At 66.0% G+C, this 24,203-nt stretch carries 16 protein-coding genes; 10 read left to right on the top strand and 6 right to left on the bottom strand.

Annotation, left to right across the window (positions count from 1 at the left end; translation table 11 throughout):
* Positions 1 to 301: 301 nt before the first annotated feature.
* Genes ACZK5N_RS13605 through ACZK5N_RS13595 form a run of 3 tightly spaced genes read right to left on the bottom strand, consistent with a single transcriptional unit; the run spans position 302 to position 3,171 of the window.
* Positions 302 to 1,150: a sugar phosphate isomerase/epimerase family protein gene (locus tag ACZK5N_RS13605; protein WP_459017695.1), complete on the bottom strand. Its 849-nt coding sequence runs from the start codon at positions 1,148 to 1,150 to the stop codon at positions 302 to 304.
* Entirely contained in the window at positions 1,147 to 2,151 is a 1,005-nt protein-coding gene (iolG, locus tag ACZK5N_RS13600; RefSeq protein WP_459017694.1) for an inositol 2-dehydrogenase, read from the bottom strand. Before iolG ends, ACZK5N_RS13605 begins: the two co-directional genes overlap by 4 nt.
* Before the next feature lie 6 nt (positions 2,152 to 2,157).
* Positions 2,158 to 3,171, bottom strand: coding sequence for a Gfo/Idh/MocA family oxidoreductase (locus ACZK5N_RS13595; RefSeq protein WP_459017693.1), 1,014 nt, complete (start codon positions 3,169 to 3,171; stop codon positions 2,158 to 2,160).
* A 421-nt stretch (positions 3,172 to 3,592) separates the two neighbouring features.
* Between ACZK5N_RS13595 and maeA the strand changes: the two genes are divergently transcribed.
* The 3 genes from maeA (at position 3,593) to ACZK5N_RS13580 (ending at position 9,046) form a co-directional block, all read left to right on the top strand.
* On the top strand, positions 3,593 to 5,320 hold the full coding sequence (gene maeA, locus ACZK5N_RS13590; RefSeq protein ID WP_459017692.1) for an NAD-dependent malic enzyme: 1,728 nt from the start codon (positions 3,593 to 3,595) through the stop codon (positions 5,318 to 5,320).
* A gap of 62 nt (positions 5,321 to 5,382) precedes the next feature.
* Positions 5,383 to 7,467: a transketolase gene (gene tkt, locus ACZK5N_RS13585; protein WP_459017691.1), complete on the top strand. Its 2,085-nt coding sequence runs from the start codon at positions 5,383 to 5,385 to the stop codon at positions 7,465 to 7,467.
* 151 nt (positions 7,468 to 7,618) lie between these two features.
* Positions 7,619 to 9,046, top strand: a complete 1,428-nt coding sequence (locus tag ACZK5N_RS13580; protein ID WP_459017690.1) for an aldehyde dehydrogenase family protein — start codon at positions 7,619 to 7,621, stop codon at positions 9,044 to 9,046.
* 106 nt (positions 9,047 to 9,152) lie between these two features.
* On the opposite strand, the gene ACZK5N_RS13575 is transcribed toward ACZK5N_RS13580, so the two are convergent.
* Entirely contained in the window at positions 9,153 to 11,699 is a 2,547-nt protein-coding gene (locus ACZK5N_RS13575; protein ID WP_459020436.1) for a sodium-translocating pyrophosphatase, read from the bottom strand.
* A gap of 323 nt (positions 11,700 to 12,022) precedes the next feature.
* Between ACZK5N_RS13575 and ACZK5N_RS13570 the strand changes: the two genes are divergently transcribed.
* On the top strand, positions 12,023 to 12,769 hold the full coding sequence (locus ACZK5N_RS13570) for a sulfite exporter TauE/SafE family protein (RefSeq protein ID WP_459017689.1): 747 nt from the start codon (positions 12,023 to 12,025) through the stop codon (positions 12,767 to 12,769).
* Between the two features lie 72 nt (positions 12,770 to 12,841).
* Here ACZK5N_RS13570 and mobF read toward each other — a convergent pair whose 3' ends face one another.
* Entirely contained in the window at positions 12,842 to 18,559 is a 5,718-nt protein-coding gene (mobF, locus tag ACZK5N_RS13565) for a MobF family relaxase (protein WP_459017688.1), read from the bottom strand.
* Positions 18,560 to 19,044: 485 nt separating this feature from the next.
* Between mobF and ACZK5N_RS13560 the strand changes: the two genes are divergently transcribed.
* From ACZK5N_RS13560 to ACZK5N_RS13545, 4 genes are all read left to right on the top strand, one after another.
* Positions 19,045 to 19,440 carry an alpha/beta fold hydrolase gene (locus ACZK5N_RS13560; RefSeq protein WP_459017687.1) on the top strand — a complete coding sequence of 132 codons (396 nt, stop codon included), beginning with the start codon at positions 19,045 to 19,047 and terminating at the stop codon, positions 19,438 to 19,440.
* Positions 19,437 to 19,730 carry an alpha/beta fold hydrolase family protein gene (locus ACZK5N_RS13555; RefSeq protein WP_459017686.1) on the top strand — a complete coding sequence of 98 codons (294 nt, stop codon included), beginning with the start codon at positions 19,437 to 19,439 and terminating at the stop codon, positions 19,728 to 19,730. The genes ACZK5N_RS13560 and ACZK5N_RS13555 overlap by 4 nt, the downstream gene beginning before the upstream one ends.
* 333 nt (positions 19,731 to 20,063) lie before the next feature.
* Positions 20,064 to 20,447, top strand: coding sequence for a helix-turn-helix domain-containing protein (locus ACZK5N_RS13550; protein ID WP_459017685.1), 384 nt, complete (start codon positions 20,064 to 20,066; stop codon positions 20,445 to 20,447).
* Positions 20,444 to 21,430 carry a PIN domain-containing protein gene (locus tag ACZK5N_RS13545; RefSeq protein ID WP_459017684.1) on the top strand — a complete coding sequence of 329 codons (987 nt, stop codon included), beginning with the start codon at positions 20,444 to 20,446 and terminating at the stop codon, positions 21,428 to 21,430. The genes ACZK5N_RS13550 and ACZK5N_RS13545 overlap by 4 nt, the downstream gene beginning before the upstream one ends.
* A gap of 388 nt (positions 21,431 to 21,818) precedes the next feature.
* On the opposite strand, the gene ACZK5N_RS13540 is transcribed toward ACZK5N_RS13545, so the two are convergent.
* On the bottom strand, positions 21,819 to 22,712 hold the full coding sequence (locus ACZK5N_RS13540; protein WP_459017683.1) for an IS3 family transposase: 894 nt from the start codon (positions 22,710 to 22,712) through the stop codon (positions 21,819 to 21,821).
* Positions 22,713 to 22,747: 35 nt separating this feature from the next.
* Here ACZK5N_RS13540 and ACZK5N_RS13535 point away from each other — a divergent pair, with 35 nt between their 5' ends.
* Both ACZK5N_RS13535 and ACZK5N_RS13530 read left to right on the top strand, forming a co-directional pair.
* Entirely contained in the window at positions 22,748 to 23,848 is a 1,101-nt protein-coding gene (locus ACZK5N_RS13535; RefSeq protein WP_459017671.1) for a tyrosine-type recombinase/integrase, read from the top strand.
* Positions 23,845 to 24,203 (top strand): hypothetical protein (locus tag ACZK5N_RS13530; RefSeq protein ID WP_463625134.1); only part of this gene is annotated, 359 nt, incomplete at its 3' end. The genes ACZK5N_RS13535 and ACZK5N_RS13530, both read left to right, overlap by 4 nt.

Here is a 24,203-nt window from a genome sequence, read left to right as displayed (position 1 = left end):
ACGCAGGGTGATGGAAGCGGCTTGTCGGAGCGCAGAACGTGCCCGTGCGCGTTAAGTCGCGCACGGGCACTATCGCTGTGGACGGAATGACCGTCATATGAGACTTTGTTCTAGCAATTGCGTGTCATCCAGCGGATAACGTCGACAGATCAGGCCCGGGGTATCCGAGGACCGCTGGCTGGGGGTCGAGAGGTTGACCTCTCAACCACCAGCCAGCCCTCCGAGTGCTCGCCTGAGCAGGTCCAGCCTCCGTCGGTCGCGTCAGTCTCGTCTCATGTCGCCTGGTGGAGTACTCACTCCGTCAAGAACAGAGGAGCGTCTGGGTCGACTCAAAGGCCCGCCGTGCGGCCTCTGCCACTGGCAGCTTGCGGTGGGTCGAGGAGAGGATCTCCACTCCCCAGGGGCCGTTCCAGCCCGTTGCCCGCAGTGCGGCCACCACTCCCTTGAGGTCGAAGTCGCCCTCGCCGGGGAGGCGGCGGTTCTTGACCGTATCGGGGAGCCAGTCGCCCACCATGACGGCGCTGGCGTCGGACAGCTCGATGCCGACGATCCGCTCGACCGGACAGGCTGCCACCACCTCGTGGGGCGTGGCCGCCCTCTCAGTGTGCCAGACATCAACGATCAGTCCTCCGTTAGGGTGCCCGGCCGCCTCCACCAGCGCCAAGCCATCCGTGATGGTGGCGATGTTCATCCACGGCAGGAACTCGATGCCCAGACGTGCGCCGACGTTTGCCGTTTCAGTGGCCAACACCGCGAATTCGGCGGCCCACTGGTCCATGCTCCAGTCCTCACCGGAGTCGTCAGGAGCGACCTTCAGGTCGTAGCCTCCGAGTTCCTCCAGGTAGCGCAGCATGGCAGTGCGGTTGGCGTCGGACTCGGCCCGTTGGGGTCCTGGCCCCCACCAGTTCTGCAGGAGTTCGGTCTCCCAGCGTCGGATGCCGTTGTCAGCGAGGATCTTTCGCATCCCGTCGATGCCGTACTTGGCCTCGGCCACTTCGAGATCGCAGAGGAGGAAGCCCATGCCCATGAATCCCGCGGCCGAGGTCACCTCGACCCGTTCCCGGAAATCGACGGGTGACTGTTTGTCGGCCTCCATCGGACTGACGTCGCCTGCGGTCGTCCAGCAGGTGGCGAAGAGCTCGTCGGTCACGCCGGCACCGCCGGGATCTGCACCGCGACGCCGGAGCGGGCCGCTTGCCCAGCGGCGTCAGCCAGAACCAGCGCTGCCCTGCCGTCGGCTAGAGACGGCGACAGCGGTGAGCCAGACTCGATCGCGGCGACGAAGGCCGCCAGCTCGCCGGCGTAGGCCTCGGCATACCGCCCCATGAAGAAGTTGTGGTAGGCGACGGTGCTCTCTGCGTGATCTGAGCCGTAGCTGCGGACGGAGTTCGGCAGCTGATTGACGGCCTGCATCATTCCCTTGGGTCCGAAGACCTCCAGCCGCTGGTCGTAGCCGAAGGCGCAGTGGCGGGAGTTGATGATCGTCGCCACGGCACCGGTTGCGGACTTGAGGGTCACGACGACGCCGTCGAAGTCGCCGGCCTCCTTGATGCCGAGATCGATGAGGTTCTGGCCCGTCGCCGACACCTCGACGATGTCGGGCAGGAAGAAGCGCACCATGTCGAAGTCGTGGATCGTCATGTCCCGGAAGATGCCCCCCGACTGCGCGACGTAGGCCGCGGGCGGCGGGGCCGGATCGCGGGAGATCACGACGATCTGCTCGACGTCGCCGAGTTCACCCTCTAGGACTCGCGCGTGGATGTTGGCAAAGGAGGGGTCGAATCGCCGGTTGAAGCCGATCATCACCTTGGCGTCCTTGCCCTTGAGCGCCTCCAGACACTCGTCGACCCGTTGGAGCGACAGGTCGATCGGCTTCTCGCAGAGCACCGCCTTGCCCGCCGCAACGGAGGCGAGGATCATCTCGACGTGGGTGGGGGTGGGCGAGCAGATCAGGACCGCGTCGACGTCGTCGGCGTTGATGGCCTCGTGGGCATCGAGGGTCGCGCGCGCCCCGAGTGGGCCTGCGATGCGCTCAGCGGCTCCCGGGACCGGGTCCGCCACCCACTTGAGCTCGACGTCCGGGTTGCTTGCGAATGAGCGTGCATGTGCGGGGGCGATGCGCCCGGCACCGATCATTGCGAAACGCTGCATGATTTGTTACTCCTTAATCTCGTCGAGACGCACCGGTCGGTGCTCTGCCAATGAAAGATCCAGTGCTTCACAGATGTAGAGCGCCTCCAGCGCGTCCTGGAGGGTGCACTTGCTCTCGCCGCCCTCGAGCACGCTGGACACGAACTCGGAGATTTCCGAGGCGTAAGCGGGCACGAAGCGTGGGTAGAAGTTCGGGTACCGAGCACCAGCCTGGGCGAACGTGAAGTCGGGCTCGGCAGAGGTGACGGCCATGAACTCGGCGAAACCGACCGAGATCGTCTCCTTGCTTCCAGCGAGTTCGAGCCGGATGTCATAGCCGGCTGCATTGTTGCGTGAGACCTGGAGCGTGATGAACGAGCCGTCGTCGAGCGTCAGAACTCCAGCGCCTTCGTCGATGTCGCCCTGCTCCCCGAAGTAGGCGGCGCCGCGGCTGGCACCGACGACGTATGCCTCGACGACCTCGCGGCCGGTGACCCAGCGGATGATGTCCGCGTCGTGGATCGTGCAGTCCTTGAAGATGCCGCCGGAGCCGGGGATGTAGCTCGCGGGCGGAGGCGGGTAGTCGCCAGTGACGGCGTGCCCACGACGGAGTTCGCCGATGTAGCCCTCGCCGAGCAGCTTGCGGGCGTTGATGTAGCCCTTGTCGAAGCGGCGCATGAAACCGACCTGGACGAGGGTGCCGGTCTGGGCCACCGTGTCGACGACGCGCTTCGTTGTCGGGACATCCAGTGCCACCGGCTTCTCGGTGAATACCGGAACGCCGGCCTTCGCTGCAGCCATGATGTACTCGGCGTGCGCGTTCGTGGGGGTTGCCACGATCAACGCGTCCACCTGGCTGATCAGCTTGTCCGGATCTACCTGACGGGCATTCAGTTCCGCCGCCACCATCGCGGCCCGATTCGAGTCGAAGTCGGCCACCACGAGTCCGGCGATGTTGTCCAGCGTGTTGATGGTCCGAGCGTGATCGGCTCCGATCCGTCCCGTTCCGATCAATCCGACGGTGATTCCTTCTCTTGCCACGGTTGCTCCCTTGCAGTGGTTGGTTGTGGCGGTCGGGTCCCTGTCTGCCATCGGCATCGCAGCGGCCGTAGCCTTGCCTTGATCGCCTCTTCGGACATGGCAGTTGGACGCTGGCCAATGGTCCGGCTGAGGATGCGCAGAAGTTCGTCCTTCTGTGTGCCCTTTCCTATCATGCAACGGTCAGACTGTCAACTGGAAGAGAATATGCGGTGAATCCTGGCCGGCCGACCGCCGTACAGCGGCTCGGCGCGCGGGATGCCTCGCCCGTGCGCCGGGAGCGGTCAGATACGGTGTCGGCCGCGAGTGCCACTCCATACTTAGGTGTCATACAATGGTCAAGGTGTCCGTTGTATGAGTATACTGGGTCTGGAGAGGGGCCCTTCGCCGGCCCGCGGAAGTGCGAACTTGGATCGGAGCAGGCATGCGACAGCGCACCTTCAACCTGGACACGCGTTCCCGTGACGCAGTGCTTGAGATCAGCGCTCGTGGCCGACTCGTCCTGGTGCACCCGATGGCAAACCGCGGTACCGCCTTCTCGCTGGAGGAGCGCGAGGCGCTGGATCTCTCGGGACTCTTGCCGAGCCGGGTCACCACCATCGAGGAGCAGATGCGCCGGACGTACGCCCAGTACGACCGCTCGCCCTCCCCGCTGGCCAAGTTCATCTACCTCTCACAACTGCGCGACCGCAACGAGGTCCTCTTCTACCGCCTCCTCAGCGAGCATCTCGAAGAGATGCTGCCGATCATCTACACCCCTACCATCGGTGAGGCCATCGAACGGTTCAGCCACGAGTACGTGGGGTCTCGAGGATTGTTCCTCTCCATCGACCATCCCGAACTGATCGAACGATCGCTGCTTGACTACGAACTCGACGCGGACGACGTGGACCTCGTCGTGGTGACTGACGCCGAAGGGATTCTCGGCATCGGCGATCAGGGGATCGGCGGCATCCAGATCGCGATCGGCAAGCTGGGCGTCTACACTGCCGCCGCCGGCATTCACCCCCGCCGTGCCATCCCGATCGTCCTTGACGTTGGCACCGACAACCTCGGGCTGCTCAACTCCGACATGTACCTCGGCGAGCGCCATGCGCGTGTGCGTGGGGAGCGCTACGACGAATTCATCGATCAATTCGTGCAGACCGTGACGCGGCTCTTCCCCAACGCGCTGCTCCACTGGGAGGACTTCGGTGCAGCCAACGCCCACCGCATTCTCAACCGCTACGCCAACGACGTCTGCACCTTCAACGACGACATCCAAGGCACAGCCGCGGTGGTCTTGGCCGCTGTGCTCGCAGCCGCGCGCCTCACCGGAACCCCGTTGCCACAGCACCGCGTGGTGGTCTACGGCGCGGGCACGGCAGGCGTCGGCATCGCCGACATCATCAGGGAGGCCATGGCGAAGGCGGGTCTACGCGACGACGGTCACTCCCACTTCTACGCGTTCAACAGCCGTGGGCTCATCGTGGAGGACTCGTCAGGCGTCCGTGACTTCCAACGACCGTACGCCAGAACGAGGTCCGAGGTCTCGCAGTGGGACGTGGCCGACCCAGCGCACATCACGTTGGCTGAGACGATTCGCGCGGTTGCTCCGACGATCCTGATCGGTGCTTCCGCCCAGCATGGCGCGTTCACCGAGGAGGTCGTGCGGGCCATGGCCGACAGCTGCCAACGGCCGATCGTTCTTCCCCTGTCCAACCCCACGAGCCGCTCCGAGGCTCATCCGGCCGACGTCCTCGAATGGACCGACGGAAGGGCGTTGATCGCCACGGGAAGCCCTTATGGCACCGTCAAGCACGGCGACGTCTATCACACCATCGCGCAAGCGAACAACGCCCTGATCTTTCCCGGCCTCGGCCTGGGCGTGTCGGTGGTCCAGGCCCGCCGGGTCACCGAGGAGATGATCTACGCGGCCGCCGACGCACTGGCGGGCCTGGTCAACGAGTTCAGGCCAGGCGCCTCGCTCCTGCCCTCGATGGGGGACCTCCGCCTCGTCGCGGCCACCATCGCCAAGGCTGTGGCTGAGACAGCCGAACGGCAGGGATTGGCTCGACGTCCCATGGTCAACCCGATCAGCGACATCTACCAACGGATGTGGAAGCCGGTATATCCCGAGCTGAAGATCCTCCCGCCCGACCAGACCAACTGAAGGTTGCGCTCAGCAACTCACCCGCCCCGGCGTGGGCACACTCACGGAAGAAGAGGACAACGATGACCGATTTCACCTGGACCGAGCTGGACCAGAGGGCGGTGGATACTGCCCGGATCCTCGCCGCCGACGCGGTGGAGAAGGTGGGCAACGGTCATCCCGGGACCGCCGTGTCCTTGGCGCCGGTGGCGTACCTGCTGTACCAGAAGGTCATGAGAGGCGACCCCGCTGAGCCGACCTGGCTCGGTCGCGACCGCTTCGTCCTGTCTGCGGGGCACTCTTCGTTGACCCAGTACTGCCAGCTGTTCCTCGCTGGGTACGGACTCGAGCTTGCCGACCTCGAGGCGCTTCGCACCGAGGGGTCGCGGACTCCTGGCCACCCTGAGCTCGGCCACACCGACGGTGTCGAATGCACCACCGGTCCGTTGGGTGCGGGCATCTCCAACGCGGTCGGGTTCGCGATGGCGGCCCGTCGGGAGCGCGCACTGTTGGACCCGTCTACCCCGCTGGGGAAGCCGAGCGTGTTTGACCGGACGGTCTTCACGATCGCCGGCGATGGCTGCATGCAGGAGGGTGTGGCGTCAGAGGCGTCATCGCTGGCCGGTGCGCAGAAGCTGGGCAATCTGGTGTTGATCTACGACGACAATCGGATCTCCATCGAGGGAGAGACCCAGATCACGTTCACCGAAGACGTGATGGCCCGGTACGCGGCCTACGGCTGGCATGTGCAACATGTCGATTGGACCGACGGCGGCAGCGGCTACACCGAGAACCTGGGGGCCCTCTTCGACGCCATCGAAGCTGCGAAAGCTGTCACGGACAAGCCGAGCTTCATCAGGCTGACGACCACGATTGGCTGGCCGCTGCCCACCATGGCCGGCCACCACAGCGTCCACGGCGCGAAACTGGGCGCATCGGAGATTGCTGGGCTCAAATCCACTCTCGGCTTCGACCCTGCCGCCCACTTCGCCGTCGAGGCCGACGTGCTGGAGCATACCCGCAGCAACGCGGCGTCGCGGGCGGCGGCCGCTAAGGCGGAATGGCTTCCCCGGTTTGAAGCGTGGCAAAGCAGCAATCCCGACCACGCCGACCTCTACGAGCGCCTTGTCAGCCGCCGCCTCCCCGAAGATCTCGCGGCGGCGCTACCAGTGTTTCCGCCGGGCACAAAGTCCACCCGCGCAGCCTCCGGGGACGTGCTGAACGCTTTGGCGGAGGTGATGCCGGAATTGTGGGGCGGCTCCGCCGACCTGGCTGGGCCCAACTTCACCACCATGAAGGGCGTCAAGTCATTCCTGCCGCCGGATCAGTCGTCACCTGAGTTCGCCGGGGACTTCACCGGGCGGACGCTGCACTTCGGCATCCGCGAGCACGCGATGGGCAACATCATCAACGCGATCACCATCTCCGGGCTGACCCGCTGTTACGGCGGCACCTTCCTTGTCTTCGCCGACTACATGCGCGGCGCAGTCCGGTTGGCCGCGATCCAGAAGGTGCCCAGCATCTTCGTGTGGTCGCATGACTCGGTGGGCGTCGGCGAGGACGGCGCCACTCATCAACCGGTCGAGCACCTCGCGTCGCTGCGGGCCATCCCGGGCCTTGATGTGATCCGGCCGGCTGACGCCAACGAGACCGTGCAGGCCTGGGCGCTTGCCCTGTCCCACACCGACCGGCCTTCGGCGATCATCCTCTCCCGTCAGGACCTGCTCACGGTCGACCGCGACCAAGCCGGCATCGCCCCGGCGTCGGACACGGCCAAGGGCGGCTACATCCTGGTCGACGCCGACGGCCAGCTGCGCGTCGTCCTGATCGCCACAGGCTCCGAAGTCGAGGTGGCCCTCACCGCCCGCGACCAGCTGCAGGCCGAAGGCATCGGCACCCGCGTGGTCTCCATGCCCTGTCAGGAATGGTTCGACGAGCAGCCGGGGGAGTACCGGGCCGAGGTTCTGCCGCCCGGGGTCGCCAAGGTGGCTGTGGAAGCCGGCATCAGTATGGGGTGGCGGGGCTACGTGGGCGACAATGGAGCGATCATTGCCATCGACCACTTCGGGGAATCAGCTTCCGGCGCCCGTCTCTTCACCAAGTACGGCTTCACTGCGGACAATGTCGCGGCAGTCGCCCGAGCCACCTGCCTGGCAGTGGGCAGCTGACCCGCCGTCGCCACGGCGGCGGCTTCAGGCCGCAGTCGACTGGTGCCCCAACGGGTACGATGTCTCACCTAGCGGCCACCCGAACCACTTTCACCTTCGCCCCGGAAACCGACACCCAATCGAGTCAAGAGACCGCTACCAAGGAGCCCCCATGCCCAGTCCGTTCTATCTGTCAGGTGTGCCAACGTTGGGCGCTGAATCCTTTGAGGTTCGGTCCCCCTATGACGGCACGCTTGTTGCTGAAGTCTCGATGCCAACCGACCAGCAAGTCGAACAGGCCGTCGCAGATCTCGCCGCCGTCCGTGCAGAGGCCCAAGCGCTTCCTGCCCACGTGCGAGCATCCGCGCTCGATCACGTCTACCACCGGATGAACGAGCGATTCGACGAGATAGCCCACCTGATCACGATGGAGAGTGGCAAGGCGGACATGTGGGCCCGAAACGAGGTGCGCCGGGCGATCTCCACCTTCAGATGGGCGTCAGAGGAGGCCAGGAGGTTCTCGGGTGAACTCATGCGATTGGACAGCGACGAAGGGGGTGCCGGCAGAATGGCACTCGTTCGACGGTTCCCCCGCGGTCCGATCCTGGCGATCACGCCTTTCAACTTTCCCCTGAACCTTGTGGCGCACAAAGTAGCGCCCGCGCTCGCAGTCGGCGCCCCCGTTCTTGTGAAGCCCACGCCGAAGGCGCCCCTCTCCTCACTCCTGCTCGGCGAACTCGTCGCTGAAACGGCACTCCCGCAGCAGATGTTCTCTGTCTTGCCCATGAGTCTCAGCCAGCAGGAGCCTTTGCTCACGGACCCGCGACTGCCAGTGATCTCATTCACTGGATCTGACCGGGTGGGTGCCATGATTCGCGCCGCAGCACCGGACAAGCATGTGATCACCGAACTCGGCGGTGATGCCGCAGTCGTCGTGACCGCTGATTGGCCGGACATCAGAACTGCAGCCGCCCGAATCGGGCTTTTCGGTTGCTACCAGGCGGGACAGTCGTGTGTTGGCGTACAGCGTGTCTACGTCCACTCGAGCATCGCGGAGGAGTTCACGACGGAACTGGTCAAGGTCATGGAGGGGCTCAGGCAGGGTGACCCGGCCGATGCCGAGGTGCAGGTGGGGCCGGTCATTGATCTCGACTCGGCGAGCCGAATCGTGACGTGGGTGACCGATGCCACGGATCGAGGAGCCAATCTGCTCACTGGCGGGACGGCGGAAGGAACAACGGTCTCTCCGACGCTCCTCACTGACGTCCCCCCGGATTCGATCATCGCCAACAATGAGGTCTTCGGCCCCGTTCTTACCCTTGCGACCTTCGAGGACATCGACGAGGCCTTCGAGCTCGTGAACTCCTCGAAGTACGGCCTACAGGCGGGCGTCTTCACGACCGATATCCAGACGGCATTCCTCGCCCAGCAGCGGCTTGAGGTGGGAGGTGTCATCATCGGTGACGTGCCGACCTTCAGGGCGGACCAGATGTCGTACGGCGGATGGAAGGCTTCCGGCCAAGGCCGCGAGGGTGTAGCCACCGCCATGGCGGACATCACCGACGACCGCCTCCTCGTGTTGACGGGCATCACCATCTAGCCATCTCTCGTTGATGCACACGGTTAGGACGGTGACGTCCGCCGACGCTTCCTTCTGATGGGCCCCGGGCTGCAGGTGCAGCCCGGGGCCCACTGTCACTGACCGGCTAGAGGGCGGAGCCGACGGTGTCCCTCTCTGCCATCTCGGCCCTCGCTGCCTTCGCGTCTTCCTTGAGGTAGGCGAAGTCCGCGGAGGTGAGCATGGGTGCGTCGATCCGCATGTTGTAGAAGGAGCGGTACACCATGTAGATGCTGGCCACGCCGAAGGTGACGGCGAGGACGGCGTTGATGGCGGGGTTGCCGATGATGATCGAGAGCTCGATCGCGAGCATGCCGAACAGGGTGGTGAACTTGATGACCGGGTTGAGGGCCACCGAGGAGGTGTCCTTGAACGGGTCGCCGACGGTGTCGCCGACGATGCTGGCGTCGTGGAGTTCGGTGCCCTTGGCCTGCAGGTCCACCTCGACGATCTTCTTCGCGTTGTCCCAGGCGCCACCGGCGTTGGCCATGAAGATGGCCTGGTAGAGCCCGAAGATGGCGATCGAGATCAGGTAGCCGATGAAGAAGTACGGCTCGACGAAGGCGAACGCGAGGGTGGCGAAGAAGATCCCCAGGAAGATGTTGAACATGCCCTTCTGGGCGTACTGGGTGCAGATCTCCACCACCTTGCGGGAGGTTTCGACGGAGGCCTTGGTGGTGCCTTCAAGGTCGATGTTGGCCTTGATGAACTCCACTGCGCGGAATGCCCCGGTGGTGACGGCCTGCATGGAGGCGCCGGTGAACCAGTAGATGATCGCGCCGCCGGTGATCAGGCCCAGCAGGAACGGCACGTGCAGCAGGGACAGGTTCTCGACGTTGGTGGTCAGACCGGAGGTCAGCCCCATGATGATGGAGAAGATCATCGTGGTGGCGCCCACCGCTGCGGTACCGATCAGAACGGGCTTGGCCGTGGCCTTGAAGGTGTTGCCGGCGCCGTCGTTGGCCTCGAGCAGGTACTTGGCCCGTTCGAAGTTGGGGGTGATGCTGTAGTCGCGCTCGAGCTCCTCGCGGATGCCGGGGAGCGATTCGATCTGGGACAGCTCGTAGACGCTCTGTGCGTTGTCGGTGACCGGGCCGTAGGAGTCCACGGCGATGGTGACCGGGCCCATGCCCAGGAAACCGAAGGCCACCAGGCCCAGCGCGAACACGCCCGGGACGAGCATGACGCCGCCGGTGACCACGCCGTCGACCATCGCGCCGGGTTCGATCAGCGTGGAGACGCCGTAGGCGCCTGCCATCAGGGACACGATCGCGATGCCCAGCCAGTAGGCCGAGAAGTTTCCGGCGACCAGGCCGGAGAGGATGTCGAGGGAGGCGCCGCCTTCCTTGGCCGACTTCACGACCTCCTGGACGTGCTTGGCGCGGACGCCGGTGAAGACCTTGACCAGCTCGGGGATGACCGCGCCGGCCAGGGTGCCGAAGGAGATGATCAGTGAGAGCTTCCACCACAGGGTGGTGTCGCCGCCGACGTCGGGGATCAGGATGGCCGACATGATGAAGGTCAGGACAATGGACACGATCGAGGTGAGCCACACCAGCGAGGTCAGCGGGGTCTCGAATTCCATCTCGTCGGCGTCGCCGAACTTCGACTTGGCCCACATCGCGTTGCCGAAGTAGGACAGCGCCGAGGCCACCAGCATGATCGCGCGGATGAAGAAGATCCAGATCAGGAAGTGGGCCTGCAGGTCCGCCTGGACGCCGAGCAGGATGAAGGTGATCAGCGCGACGCCGGTGACGCCGTAGGTCTCGAAGCCATCCGCGGAGGGGCCGACGGAGTCTCCGGCGTTGTCGCCCACGCAGTCTGCGATGGTGCCGGGGTTACGCGGGTCGTCCTCGCCGATCTTGAACACGATCTTCATCAGGTCCGAACCGATGTCGGCGATCTTGGTGAAGATACCGCCGGCGATACGCAACGCCGAGGCGCCCAGCGACTCACCGATCGCGAAGCCGAGGAAGCAGGCGGTGGCGATGTCGGCCGGCACGAACATCAGGATGGCCAGCATCATGATGAGTTCGGTCGAGATCAGCACCATGCCCACGCTCATGCCCGAGCGCATCGGGATGTCGTAGACCTTGAACGGCTTGCCCTCCAAGGCGGCGAACGAGGTCCGCGAGTTGGCGAACGTGTTCAGCCGGATGCCGTACCAGGCGATGGCATAGGAACCCAGCATGCCGATGATCGCGAACCCCAGCACGATGAACACCCGGGCCCAGCCGCCGGTGGTGTTGAGGAACCCGAAGTAGACGAAGATCACGGCACCGATGAACGCGAACAGCAACATCAGGAACTTGCCCTGCTGCAGGAGGTAGGCCTTGCACGTGGCGTAGATCAGCTCGGACACGTCCCGCATGGACGAGTGGACGGGGAGGTTCTTCAGCTTGATGTAGCTGAGGATCCCGAACACGAATCCGGCCACACAGATCAGCATGCCGACCATGAGGAGCCACCAGCCGCTGATGGTCCCGCCGAAGAACGTGACCGCGTGCAGGTCGGGCAGCGGCAGGTCGAACTCGGAGGTGTGGGAGCCGGTTTCGGCGGGCTCAGCCGGGCCACCCGAGCACGCGGCCAGAGCCAGAGTCAGGAGCCCGAACGCGCCGTAGAGGGCCGCGCGCATGAATCCGCGCGGCCTCCCTGTGGCGGGTTGGGTAACGAGCGAGGGATTCGTCACGATGTCTTCCTTTGAAGGTTCTGTGGGTTGGCGTCGTCCACGTGTCACCGTGTGCAGAGCGACCGCCACGCATCTACGACGTCGGGTCGTAGACAAGACAAGAGTACATCTCATGCAATGAGCAATGTGTCCACCCCGTGCTAACTTGTTCGAACGGGCGTGGGGTGGCGGCGTGCCAACCAGCCGGAGGGTCGAACTTAGTGATGGGTGGCGTCCATGGAGATATGTTCGGTGGAGAAGCAGCGGGGACTTGGGAGCGTGTACCGGGCATGACCGAATGGGTGCATGTCCTGGCTACTGTCTCGCTGGCGGAGTGGCTGATCTTGCTTATCTGCGGGCTGCTCATCGGCTTTGCGAAGACCGCGATCGGGGGAGTGGCGATGATCGCGGTTGTCCTGGCTGCGTTAGTGATCCCGACGAAGGACTCGACGGGGGTCGTCCTGGTGCTGCTCTTGGTGGGTGACATGGTGGCGATCTGGACGTATCGTCGTAACGTCGACTGGCGTTTGATCGGTCGGTTGGTGGTGCCGGTGCTCATCGGTATCGGGCTCGGGGCCTTGTTTCTGAGCTGGGTGGACGGCCCATTGTTGAAGCGGACGATCGGAGCGATCCTGGTCAGTCTGCTCGTGCTGGGACGGTGGTCGGACAGGTTGGCTCCGCACCGGCCGGCTGTGGCCAGGTCCTACGGGTCGCTGGCGGGTTTCACCACCATGGTCGCGAACGCAGGCGGACCTCCCATGAACCTGTATCTGCTCGCCGCCAAGTACGACAAGTGGAGGTTCCTCGGGACAACTGCCTGGTTCTTCTTCGCTGTCAACCTGACAAAGCTCCCAGTCTCTATCGGGCTCGGCATCGTGCGGGCCGACACTGCGGTGTTGGCCTTCGCTCTTGCGCCAGCGGTCCTGCTTGGGACATGGGTGGGCAGGTTGATCATCCGGCGCATTGATCAACCGACGTTCGACCGGCTGGTGACCGTCTTCGTGGCGCTGACCGCTCTATACCTTCTGCTCGGCTGACATGGTCGTCGGTGGTGCGTCGTCATCGCCGCCCAGTCGTCTGCCCCGCCCAAATCTCGCGCACAGCATCTACTACCGACTGGGCCGTGGTGGCCCGGAGCCAGTCGACCGTTCGATGATCCTAGGGCTGACACGCTTCTCTGGATCCCGTGTCGGGGTGAGCTCTAGGGATGGGCCGAGGTGATGCCTCAGGACCCTCAGCAGGGTGGTCGTGATCCGATCAGCTGAGCAGCCCATGAGGGAGCGAGCGAGCGCCTCGAGGTCGGCGCCACACGTTTGGAGGTGCGTCAGCTGGGAAGTGACGCTGTCCCAACTGTTCGGTGCAAGGAGGTCGCTGTTGACGCCGGCGGCCCAGGGGCGCCAGTCGATCTCCACCCGACCACCGGGCTTGTGTTGGGCCAGGGTTGCTGTGACCACGGCGGCGGGGACCCTGGCGAGGCGTCGGGCCAGTAGGTTGGTGTCGGCGCCGGCGTGGTGTAGCTCGTCGAGCCTGGCAGCTATCGATGGCCACTCCGGCGTCCCGGCGAGGCCGGTGGTGTCGGCCCACTGCTGCCAGCGTTCAGTGGAGGGCTGGTCGAGGCGTTGTCGCATGGCCCGGGTCTGCTCCTTGGCTTGGTCGGCGGCTGAGGTGGGTGTGGTGGTCCAGGCGTTGACCCGCGCCACCAGGTATCGGGTCTGCTCCTCCGGGACGAGGTGCAGTTCGTCGCCCCAGGTGGTGGCGGGGCGGGCGGCGATGATGTCGGCGATCTGGCGGCCAGCTTCGATGGGGTTGAGGAAGGTGGCGCGGTCGCGGAGCATCAGCTGCGCCTGGGCGGTGGTGGCATTGGTGAGGGCGTCGTGGAGGGCGTCGGGTCCGTGCTGTTCGAAGAGCTGTGCCGGGTCGCTGCCCGCGGGAAGGAGTAGGCGGTGGGGGTCGTGGCGGTGCTGGGCCAGCAGCCAGAAGGCGTTCTCGGCTGCGACGTGGCCGGCGTTGTCGGAGTCGGTTGCAATCACCGGCGTGACCCCGCCGCGCAGCAGTAGAGCCTGTTCGGGGGTGAAGGCGGTGCCGAGTGGTGCGACGCCGATGAAGGCGCCTCGGCCGGCGAGGGTGACCGCGATCGCGTCCATTGGCCCTTCCACGATGACTGGCACAGCATCGTGGGTGAGGTGGCGGTGGCCGTAGAGCACGTCGCGCTTGGCGAACAGTGGGCTGGCGGGGCTGTTGAGGTACTTCGGGCCGTGGTCGTCGTCGGCGTCGGGGTGGCGTCGGCCGACGAACCCGACGATGACGCCGTCGTGGGTGATGGGGAGGATGGCTCGGTCGCGGAATCGATCGATCACGTTGCCCTGCCGGGTGGTGGTGGCCACTCCGGCCGCCAGTAGCTCGGCGGTGGTGAACCCCCGCTTCCGGAGGTCCGTGACGAGGCTGGTCCAGCCGGCTGGCGCGTGACCGACCCTGAATCGGGGGTCGCCGGCGAGATCCTGCCCGAACCGCTGCGCGAAGTAGCTGTGGCTCCAGCTCCCGGGCAGCTGGACCTCGAAGAACCCGGCTGCGGCCTGGGTGACCTGGGCGAGGCGCTCCGGGGTGTGGGGTTCGTCGGCCCAGCGGTCGGCTGCTGCGAATGCTTGCCGCAGCTCGACCTCGCTGCAATCGGGGTCGGTGCGCTCCCGTAACCGGGCGGCTTCGGCGAGGTCGGCGGTGCGCGTGGACCAGTCGATCTCATCGATCCCGTCGGGCGGCAGCTCGTCGGGATGCGGAGGCGCCTCAAACCCGTCCTCGTCGACCAGTGCGGTGTTGGTTTCGGTGAGGTGGTGGGCGCGCCACAGGATCGCCTGACACGCATCATCGAACCCGGACACATCCGCCACGGGAGCGATCAAGTCGTCGATGTGGAGGCCCTGGTCGGTGCCGTGGGTGATGGCGGCAGCGAGGTGTGGCCACCAGGGGCTGGCTTCCAGATCGGCCGTCGCTTCGTAGCCGAGACGCTCGACGAGCGACCCCTCCCAAGCAGGCATTGTGGGCGCGTCCGCGGTAGCAATGTGTCGGCTGAGGCGCCACCACAGCGCGGCTGCGGGCTGCTCTGCGGGCAGCGGTCCGTCGGCGACGGCTGCGGCGAGGTGTTCGGTGATCGGTACGCCTGTGTTGTGGAGGGAGGCGAGGCGGTGGGCGAGCACGGGGGTGTAGGGGTCGCGGGGGAGGTCGGGGCGGATGTCGAGCAGGAGGTTGGTCCAGATCGCGACGGGGTGGGCGGGGCGGAGCCGGTCGGTGAGGTGTGTTTGCCAGTGGTGTGCGGCTGCGCCGAGTTGAGCGGGTCCGGTGGGTCGTCGGTCGGATCGTTCGACCTGCCAGGCGGCGCGCCACACCTCCACCTCGGTCACGCTCGACGAGGTCAACGTCTGCCCCGGCAACGCCCACACCGGGCGCCCGATGGCAGCTGTGGCGTCTCGGACTTCGGCGGCGAAATCACGGACCTGGGAGGCCCGGGCGGCGAGGTAGGGGCCCCACTGGTCGTGGTGAGCGAGTGTCTCCAGGATGCCGGTGAGCCAGGGGAGTGGCCCCGTTGTGTCGGGGTGGGGGAGTCGCCAGGTCAGGACTGCCGCCGGATCCTGGGCAGTTGACAGTTCGCGCGCATCCACAGCATCGCGGAGCAGCTGGAGCGGTGAAGGGGACGTCTCGCTGGCGGCCGAGAGCAGGAGGAGGTGGGCCCGGAGGGTGGGCCACGCCGCGCTAGAGGTGAGCTGATCGACGACCTCGTCGGCATTCCGATCCAGCTCGCGTGCGGCGTGGGTGTTGAGGTGTTCGACGGCGACGCTCAGCGCGTCGGTGTAGCGGGCCACCGCCTGGCCGAGGCGGGTGTAGGGGTCGACGGCGTGCCGGGTTTCGGTGATGACGGATCTGGAGGATCCGTCGCGGGCAAGGATGGATTCGAGGATGTCGCCGGCGGTGACTGGTCGCAGGGTGGTGGGGTGGATGGGGGAGTTCTCCCCGCCGCCGTCGACCACCTCCACATAGGCATGGTTCGACCGGCGTCCGCGGCTCATCGCCACATACAACTGCTGCCGGGTTTCGGCGCCGGTGAGGACGGTGTGGGTGGTGTCGACGGTGATGCCTTGGGCGCCGTGGACGGTCACCGCGTAGCCCAGCTCCACGCTTTGGGTGACGTAGGTGGGGGGTAGTTGAATCCGGGATCCGGAGAGACGATGAACTGCGTGGATTGCTCCGGTGGTGGTGACGGCGGTGACTGTCCAGCGGTCGCCGTTCTTGACCCAGTCGGTGGCGCTGACGGAGAGTCGACGGTCGTTGAGTCGGGTGACGATGACGTCCCCGACGGAGGCGAGGTTCCCGTCTGACAGCGCGGCGACGGGACCCTCAATGTGGCTGCCGGTGGCGGTGAGGCGGTGTTCGCGGGCCCATTGGTTGAGTTGGGTGACCTGGTCGCGGGTGCCGGCCAGCATCACCGTGTCAAGGCCGGCCGCGCGGTCGGTCTGCCAGCCGTTGAGGGCGTCGCGGAGGACGCTTTCGTCCGAGCCGGCATGGATCCGCTGCTGGTCGAGGTAAAAGCCAAGAGCCTCGGGTCGGCCGTCACGCAGCGCGAGGGAGGCGGCTGCTTCCGCGGTGTCAGCGAACCGCATGACCTCAGTGAGGTGGACGGCGCCGTGGGTGTGGTCGATGTCGCGCAGCACCCCGCCGGCGCCGACGGCGGCGAGCTGCTGATCATCCCCGATCAACCGCACCGACGCCCCACGCGCCATCGCCACTCCGATCACCGCCGCCAGGGTGGGTGTATCAGCCATCCCAGCTTCGTCGATGATGATCAGCGTGTCAGGTCCGATCGTGGAGTGGACATCGTTGTGGTTGTGGTGGAGGTCCCAGGCGACCTTTGCCAGGGTGGTGGCGTGGCCGACGTGGTCTGCCAATAGGCGTGCTGCGATGGCGGAGGGGGCGAGCCCCATGACGGTTCCTCCGCCGTCCTGCCATGCGTGGGCCAGGGCTGCGAGGGCGGTGGTTTTCCCGGATCCGGCGGCGGCGAGGGCGAGCTGGACCCGGCGTCCGCTGGTGGCCATCTGACGCACCAAGGCGATCTGTCCAGCGGTGAGAGTGATGCCATTGGCGGTGGAGGACAGCAGCGCCAGCGACACGTCCGCCTCGCTCGCTGTCCGGCCATCCAGCAGTGTCGCGGCGTTGGTGATGGTCTGTTCGGCTTCGATCACGGCGGTGGACGTGAACCGCCGGCTCCCGACGGTGGTGTACACCGATTCCCCGTCCGTGCGGCGCAGGACCTGCGGGTCGCTGATCGGATCGACCCACCCCTCCAACGCGACACAGCGATCGGTCGCCGCAGCCAGCAGCTCGGCGGTGAGCTGGGCGGCTTGTTCGGGACTGGTGGCGCGTTCCCTGGCCCTCCGGGAAGCTTCGGCCTGCAGGTGCCACACCGTCCACGACGCCCGCGACAGACCCATCCTTGTCACCATCTCGTCGGCCACCGAGTCCACCCATTCCGCCGTCGCCGCCGGCCCCGGCGCGCGGCCCGCGGCGTGCACGTCGGCGAGCATGCGCGTCACGCCGTCGACGCCGAGCACCGCGGTCGCTTGGGCTGCCCAGGTGGTCCGCTGCTCGGTCAGGGTGCGGGGTTCGTGCTTGGCCTGACGGGTCTCCAACGTGGCCTGCTGCGCCAACGCGATCGCCTCGGCAGGTGTCGGCGGGCGATGATGATCGTGCTGGAAGTCGACGGCGAGCTCGGCCTGACGGGCCACGATCGCGGCCCTCCGGCTGGACCACGCCTCACGCAACTGCTCCGGGACGCCGACGATCTCCCGGACCGGTCGCTTCGCCGGATCCCGGGTCAGATCCGGAGCGAAACGGAGACCCAGACGGGTAGTGAGGTGGGCTTCCAGCTGCGTGTTGTACACCTCCGAGACGCTCACCATCCCCGCGAACAAGGGCCGCCCGTCGATCGCCAACCACGCCCCATCCAGGGTCTGGACCTTGTTCGCGATCGCGACATGGGTGTGCAGATTCGGATCCCCCGCGCGCGAGTCCCGGTGCGTGAACGCGGCTGCGATCAGGCCGGTCACCTCGACCTGACGCACCCCACCAGCGCCGCGCCGCGAGTACAGCACCCGCTGCTCGAGGTAGGCCAGGGCGTCGGCGACGGCGGCGTTGTGGGCCTCCTCAATCTGAGCTGCCATCGGCTGTGGCGCGACCGCCCACAAGGCTGAGACCGACTTCACCGGCGTGAACGTCACATCGAACCCCGCACACGCCGTCGTCGCATTCCGCGTCAACCGCGCCACCTCCGAGGACAGCTCCAGACTGCTCGGAGCCCTGCCCATCCGCTGCTGAAAGCCGGCTCTGGCGAGCTCGTTGCGGATCCCTGCCCGCACATCGACAGGCACCGAGGCGTCACTTCCGAGACCGTTGGCGGCGGCCCATTGGCTACACCGGATCGCGACCGCCTGCTGAAACACTGTGGCCGCCTCATGCACCCTGAACGGCGACCCCAGCCGCGCCGCGCGGCGGATCTGCTCGACGGTGGCGCCCTTCGGGAGGGCGGAGAGTCGGGCCTCCATATCGGGATGGTTCCCCGCCCCGAACAATGCCCGCATCTGCACCTCCGACACCGGGCTCCCAGGCTCCATCTCCAGCGCCTTGAGGCCGGCGCCGACCCAGCGTCCGGGGACCTCTCCCTTCTCGGTGTAGTACGACGTCAGCGACGCGTGACCCTTCTCCGTGGAGTCTTGGACAGCGACCTGCCGGGTCAGGTAGTCATAGCCCGACCCGGCCGTCAGCTTGTGCAGTGACGCCGTCATACCCCCTAAGAACCCGCACTCGCCCCAGCCACAGCGCGAACCGTCGTGCAAGAGGTGTGTTCTACATCAAGGGAGGGGGGTATGGGCTTGTCGAGGCAGCGCGGGGAAGGACGCGGCAGAGCGTAGCTGGGAGTCCGAGCGAGGCGGGGGCTCGGCTGATGTCGGCCGGCGACGGAGGCAGTCCTTCGTGCTGTTGACCGGTCCACGGGAAGGGAGCCACGGGTTGCTGAGGTGAGTGATGTGGTCGGGGCCGACACCCATGGTGGTCTCGCTCTCCGCAGCGGGGTTTCACACGTTGTCGTGCCACGCCCTGACATACGTGCACGCTTGGGGAACATGATGGAGCCCTGGTTGTGCGCGAATGTCGATCCTTATCGTCGGCTGCTGCAACAAGCGCGTGTGCCAGGGATCAAGAAAGGACTGCTCATGGGCGTCAACCGGTCGTTGGATCCTGCCCGTGATGTCATCGTGTTGGTTCACAGTGGGTGACCGGTGGCCAGGAGACCTGGGCGCAGCAGGGGGCCCTGTCTGCGACGTACGATCTAGTCCTCCCTGATCGGCAGGGCTATGTGCTATCGGCGCCCGACGCTCCGGATGATCAGCTCGCCGATGCAGTCACCATCAGTGGCCTGCTGGGGGACGGCGCACATCTGGTCGGCTACTCCATGGGCGGGTTGCTCGCGATGCTGGCTGCCGCACGCAACCCGCAGGCCGTGAAGAGCCTCGTCCTGATCGAGCCGGTGGCTTTCGACCTGATGCGGGGTCGAGCACACGTCGAGGCGTTCATCACCGGCTACGATGCATTGCTGTCGAGCAGCGAGATCCCGAGCACTTCTTGCGTCAGTTCCTGGTGTTCTTCGGTAATGATCCGGCAGAGGTGAGCCAGATCCCCGATCCGCTGCCGGAGGGGCTGCGTAAGGCGGCCGTCGCACTCTTGACAGGAGCGGCCCCGTGGGAAGTGCCAACCCCGGTACCTGAGCTCGCTGCGGCGGACTTTCCCATCGTGGTCGTATCTGGTGGGCACAGGGACATCTTCGCTGCCATCCGCGATGAGTTGGCCGGTCGGGTGGGGGCGCAACGCGCCGTCGTCAAGGGCGCCGGTCACGCGGCCCAGTTCACGGGTGAGCCCTTCAACGCCCTGTTACGAGCCACCTTGGAAGGGGCCACCTAACTGTAGGCACGCCAGCATGGCCAGTCATCACCAGGGTTGGATGATGACCCCACCTGCGGATCCCCTCACGATGCGCGTGGGTGGGGCTCTCCGCCAGGGCAATGACGAACGCCGAGATGATCACCCAAACAGCAGCAGAGTCAGCATCCCGCAGACCTTCCCGACATCAACGCCCATGCACGCTTGGCCACGATGGCGATCGACTCAGCGCAGCATGAGCGAGCGCTAAAGCAAGGACTGCGCCGTCCTCTCCGAAGGTGGCTCACACCCGGGTGACCGCGGCCGCACATCGGTAATCTTGTGCGTTTTGTGCGTTTCGGCTAGCCTGGATGCATGACTGGAATGTTGGCTGCGGATCAAGCACGTCAGTTGCATGCCGCCTTGGAGGCGGTAGAGGACATGTCAGCGCGTGAGCCATTTCTGCGTCTCCTGGAGGTGTTGGAGACGTCCCCGGGGGCGGTGGTTCTTCCTTCTGACGAATTGCTCAGCACCCAGGCCGTCGCGGATCACCTGGGCGTAAGCCGGATGACGGTCGTCCGACTCATCGATCAAGGGACTATCGAGGCAGCCGGGGCCGGCACGCATCGCAAGGTCCGAGCATCGGAGGTCGATCGGTACCTGCGGGAGCGGACGTCGAAGCGTCGTGCTGCGTTGGGGAGGCTGGCTCAGGACGTCGATTTCGGCACTCCTGCTGACGAGGTGATCCGCACTCGATGAGTGGCCCCGTCGTGCTGCTGGATGCGTGCACGTTGGTGCCCATTCGGCTGACTTCGTGCCTGCTGTCCCTGGCTGAGGCTGGGCTGCTGACTCCGCTGTGGTCCGACGAGATCCTGGATGAGGTAGAACGGAACCTGCCGAAGCTCAAGCTGATGACCCCTGATCGGGCGAAGCAGCGTGTGGCCGCGATGCGGGATGCCTTTGACGAAGAAGCATCGGTGGACGGTTACGACGACTTGATTCACCGGCTCACGTGCGACCCTAAGGACCGCCATGTGCTGGCCGCGGCCATCGCAGGGGGCGCAGACGTCCTGCTGACGTTCAACCTGAAGGACTTCCCCCCGGCCTCGGCCGAGCCCCATGGGGTGTCCATTCAGCACCCTGACAGGTTCCTGTCGTTGCTGCTCGCCGAGCACCGCCAAGAGGTACTGGACGCCCTTCGCTTGGACGTAGCCCGGTACCGCCAGCCCACTATGAGCATCACCCAGTACCTCGCGGCCCTGACCGCAACGGTACCGACGTTCGCCACACTCGCCCACGATGCCCTCGCTACCGAGGGACAGGATGAGTCGCCCGTGGCGGCACTCATCCCGGCCGCCGAGGACGAAGCGCTTGCCGCCCTCGGGGCACTCGGAGATCTGACGAACCCGGCCCAGGTCGCTTTCCTATGGTGGACAGCGTTGTCGGCTGACGCCGAAGCCGTGCGACTTCTGACTTATGACCCAACGGTTTGGGGCGACTACCAACGGGCGCGTGACCTCCTCAAGGGAAGAGGGCTGGCTTCACGGGTGATCCAGCTTGTTGACGCTCCAGATCGTGTGGCGGTCATGCGGTTCGTCCCAGAAGCCCCCACCGCGGTTCAATCGTTCGCCTCGTTCGTCACACCTATGGTCTTCCTCACGATGCTGCGACTTGAAGACGGCACGTGGCGGGCATGGGGGCTGGGACCCCAGATCCTCAGCGCTCGTGACATTCTGGCGTAGGCGTCGCTTAGCCCGACAGCGGCAAAGGAGTGCATCGCCGTGCAATCCACCGGCTATGTGGGACCTCACTGTCCCGCCCAGCGGTTCGCTGCGAACCATCGCAACCCGAGGTGGACATCCCCCGCACCAAGGCCCTGGCGGTGGGCGCAGAGCGAGGGCATCCTGTTGTCCATGAGTGGACCGTCGCACGCAACCTTGGCCTCGTTCCGCATGAACCTAAACCGGGAGGCGGAGCAGCGGAAGGCACTCGAGCAGATGATCATTCCGGGTCTTCGGGAGTTCCCCGGCTTCGTGTCTGGGCACTGGACCGTGGACCGCGAGGCAGCCCAGAGCGTCGTACTGCTCACGTATGGGCTGTGTCAAGTTTCGTGGACAGGTGTTTTGTTGGTCAGGCCGCGGCTGCGGTCTGAGGTTGGTGGGCAGCGGCGTGGACCGCGGCTGGGGTTTGGTAGTCGAGGGTGGAGTGGCGGCGGCGTCGGTTGTAGAACACCTCGATGTACTGCATGACGTGGAGCCTGGCTTGGGCTCGGGTCGCGAACCTGTGCCGGTGGTACATCTCGTTCTTCAGCATCGAGAACCACGATTCGGCCACCGCGTTGTCGTGGCACGATCCGGTCCGCCCGACCGACAACAGCACCCCGAGTTGGGCGGCGACGGCGGCGTAGTCGGCGGAGGTGTACTGAGATCCGCGGTCCGAGTGGAAGATCGCTCCAGGGGCGAGGTGTCCGTGGGTGTGGGCCATCCGCAGAGCGGCGCTGATCAGTTCGGTGCGCATGTGCTCGGCCATTGCCCAGCCGACCACCATCCGGGAGTGGAGATCGATCACGGTGGCCAGGAACAGCCACCCCTCGCCAGCGCGCAGGTAGGTGATGTCACCGACCAGCTTGGTCCCTGGCGTGTCGGCGGTGAAGTCGCGTTTGACCAGGTCAGGGTGCTGTTCGGCGTCGTCGGCGGGGATCGTGGTGCGTTTCTTCGTCCGCGGTTGGATGCCGGCGATCCCGGCCTGGCGCATGATCGAGCGCACCATCCCCTCCGAGGCGGGCACGCCGTCGGCGGTCAGGTCAGCGCGCACCCGGCGGTGCCCGTTGACGCCATTGGAGGCGGTGTGGCTGTCGATCACCGCAGCGGTCACCTCCGCCCGTCGGGTCGCCGCCGGGCTCGGGGTGTCGCGTCGCTTCACCCACGAGTAGTAACCGGCGCGTGACACGTGCAGCAGGCGGGTCATCAACTCGACCGAGTGGGTGGCCTTCTCCGCGTGGATCAGCGTGAACTTGTCGGTCACGGTTGCGTCCTGGCGAAGAAGGGCTTGATATGTAGGTGATCTCGACCCTGATGCAGCGGGCAGCCGACGTGACGGCGACGATGGGGCCATCGACGTCTGGGCGGGGGCTGGTGATGGAGCGTTTCGAGCCGCATCTGGATTTCATCGATGGGGCCGCGCCCACGATCGGCGAGCAGTTGCTGGATGAGTATCTGCGGTTCACGGCAGCCCGCTTGCGCCCAAATTCCGTACTGGCGCAGGCTTTCGACATCAAGGTGTTCTTCGAGGTGGTGGGGAAAGCACCGCTGGCGGTGACCACGGCGGACGTGCTGGCGTTCATTGAGCAGCAGCGGGCTCCTCGTCATGGCGGCAACGTGGTCCGGTTGGCCGATGGCGAGCAGGGCTTGGCTGCCTCGACGATCAAGCGTCGGCTGGCGACGGTGTCGTCGGTGTTCGACTATCTGGTCGCGCGGGGGTTGTGTGAGCGGCAACCGGTCCCGCGGTCGATGTCGCCGCGGTCCCGCTCCTTGCGGGGCTCGCCGCTGATCCGGGCCCCGAAGCGCCTGCCGCAGGTCCTGTCGCCGGGCGAGGCAGCGGCGTTGATGGCGGCGTTGCGCACGCAGCGGGACCGGGCCATGGTGACGCTGATGTTGCACGCCGGGCTCCGGCGCTGCGAGGTGTTGGGTCTGCGCTTGAGTGACATGCAGCTGGGTGACCAGCGCGTGTTCGTCCATCAGGGCAAGGGCGGCCACGAACGCATCGTCCCGGTCGTCGAGGCCTTCTTCATCCAGCTGGCCGACTATCTCGCCACGGAGCGCCCCGCGGGTTCTGATCCGGAGCTGGTGTTCGTGGTGTTGAAGGGCCCTCGCCGGGGCCGGCCGTTGAGCCCGGCCGGGCTAGACGAGGTCCTGGCCGGCGCCCGCCGCCGAGCCGGGTTACGTCATGCGACCTGTCACGAGTTGCGGCACACGTGCTTCACCCGGCTGCGGGAGGCCGGGATGGCGTTGGAGGCGATCCAGGCCCAGGCCGGACACGCGAACTTGGAAACCACCCGGATCTATCTGCACCTGTCCAATGACTGGCTCGCCGATCAGTATCGCGACGCGATGAGCGTGTTGGCCGACATCTACCCACCGATCACCAGGAGCGAACCATGAGCGTCCCGGCCGAGCACCAGAGTGTCAGCCCCGTCTTGGGTGAGGTGATCGACGCCTACATCGCCGGCGGCGCAGCTGCGGCCGTCCGTAAGGGCCGTCGGCTAGCGGCGGCGCGCTTCGCCCGCTTGTTCGGCGACCTCGAGGGTTGGAGGTCGGCCAGCATCCAGCAACGACGTCAGGTTCGCACCGAGGTCATGTCCTTTGCCGCGCATGCCGTGATCGCCACCCAGACCCCGGTTGATGCGGCGTTCGTGGCGCAGTCGGGCTGCCACTGGGGCATCTACGTCCAAGATGCCTATCCCGAGCAGCACCAACGCTTCACCGCCCAGGCCACAGAGCTGGGCTTCAGCCTTCG

Source organism: Tessaracoccus pujii (assembly GCF_055326215.1).
Note: the sequence above shows the minus strand (reverse complement) of the source record. Positions and strands in the feature narration are given on the sequence as shown.

What these genes read in the sequence shown, in the direction of transcription:
- iolG (WP_459017694.1), bottom strand. Translation starts at nt 2,151, where the DNA reads ATGCAGCGTTTCGCAATGATCGGTGCCGGGCGCATCGCCCCCGCACAT.
- maeA (WP_459017692.1), top strand. Translation starts at nt 3,593, where the DNA reads ATGCGACAGCGCACCTTCAACCTGGACACGCGTTCCCGTGACGCAGTG.
- tkt (WP_459017691.1), top strand. Translation starts at nt 5,383, where the DNA reads ATGACCGATTTCACCTGGACCGAGCTGGACCAGAGGGCGGTGGATACT.
- ACZK5N_RS13580 (WP_459017690.1), top strand. Translation starts at nt 7,619, where the DNA reads ATGCCCAGTCCGTTCTATCTGTCAGGTGTGCCAACGTTGGGCGCTGAA.
- ACZK5N_RS13575 (WP_459020436.1), bottom strand. Translation starts at nt 11,699, where the DNA reads ATGCGCGCGGCCCTCTACGGCGCGTTCGGGCTCCTGACTCTGGCTCTG.
- ACZK5N_RS13570 (WP_459017689.1), top strand. Translation starts at nt 12,023, where the DNA reads ATGACCGAATGGGTGCATGTCCTGGCTACTGTCTCGCTGGCGGAGTGG.
- mobF (WP_459017688.1), bottom strand. Translation starts at nt 18,559, where the DNA reads ATGACGGCGTCACTGCACAAGCTGACGGCCGGGTCGGGCTATGACTAC.
- ACZK5N_RS13550 (WP_459017685.1), top strand. Translation starts at nt 20,064, where the DNA reads ATGACTGGAATGTTGGCTGCGGATCAAGCACGTCAGTTGCATGCCGCC.
- ACZK5N_RS13545 (WP_459017684.1), top strand. Translation starts at nt 20,444, where the DNA reads ATGAGTGGCCCCGTCGTGCTGCTGGATGCGTGCACGTTGGTGCCCATT.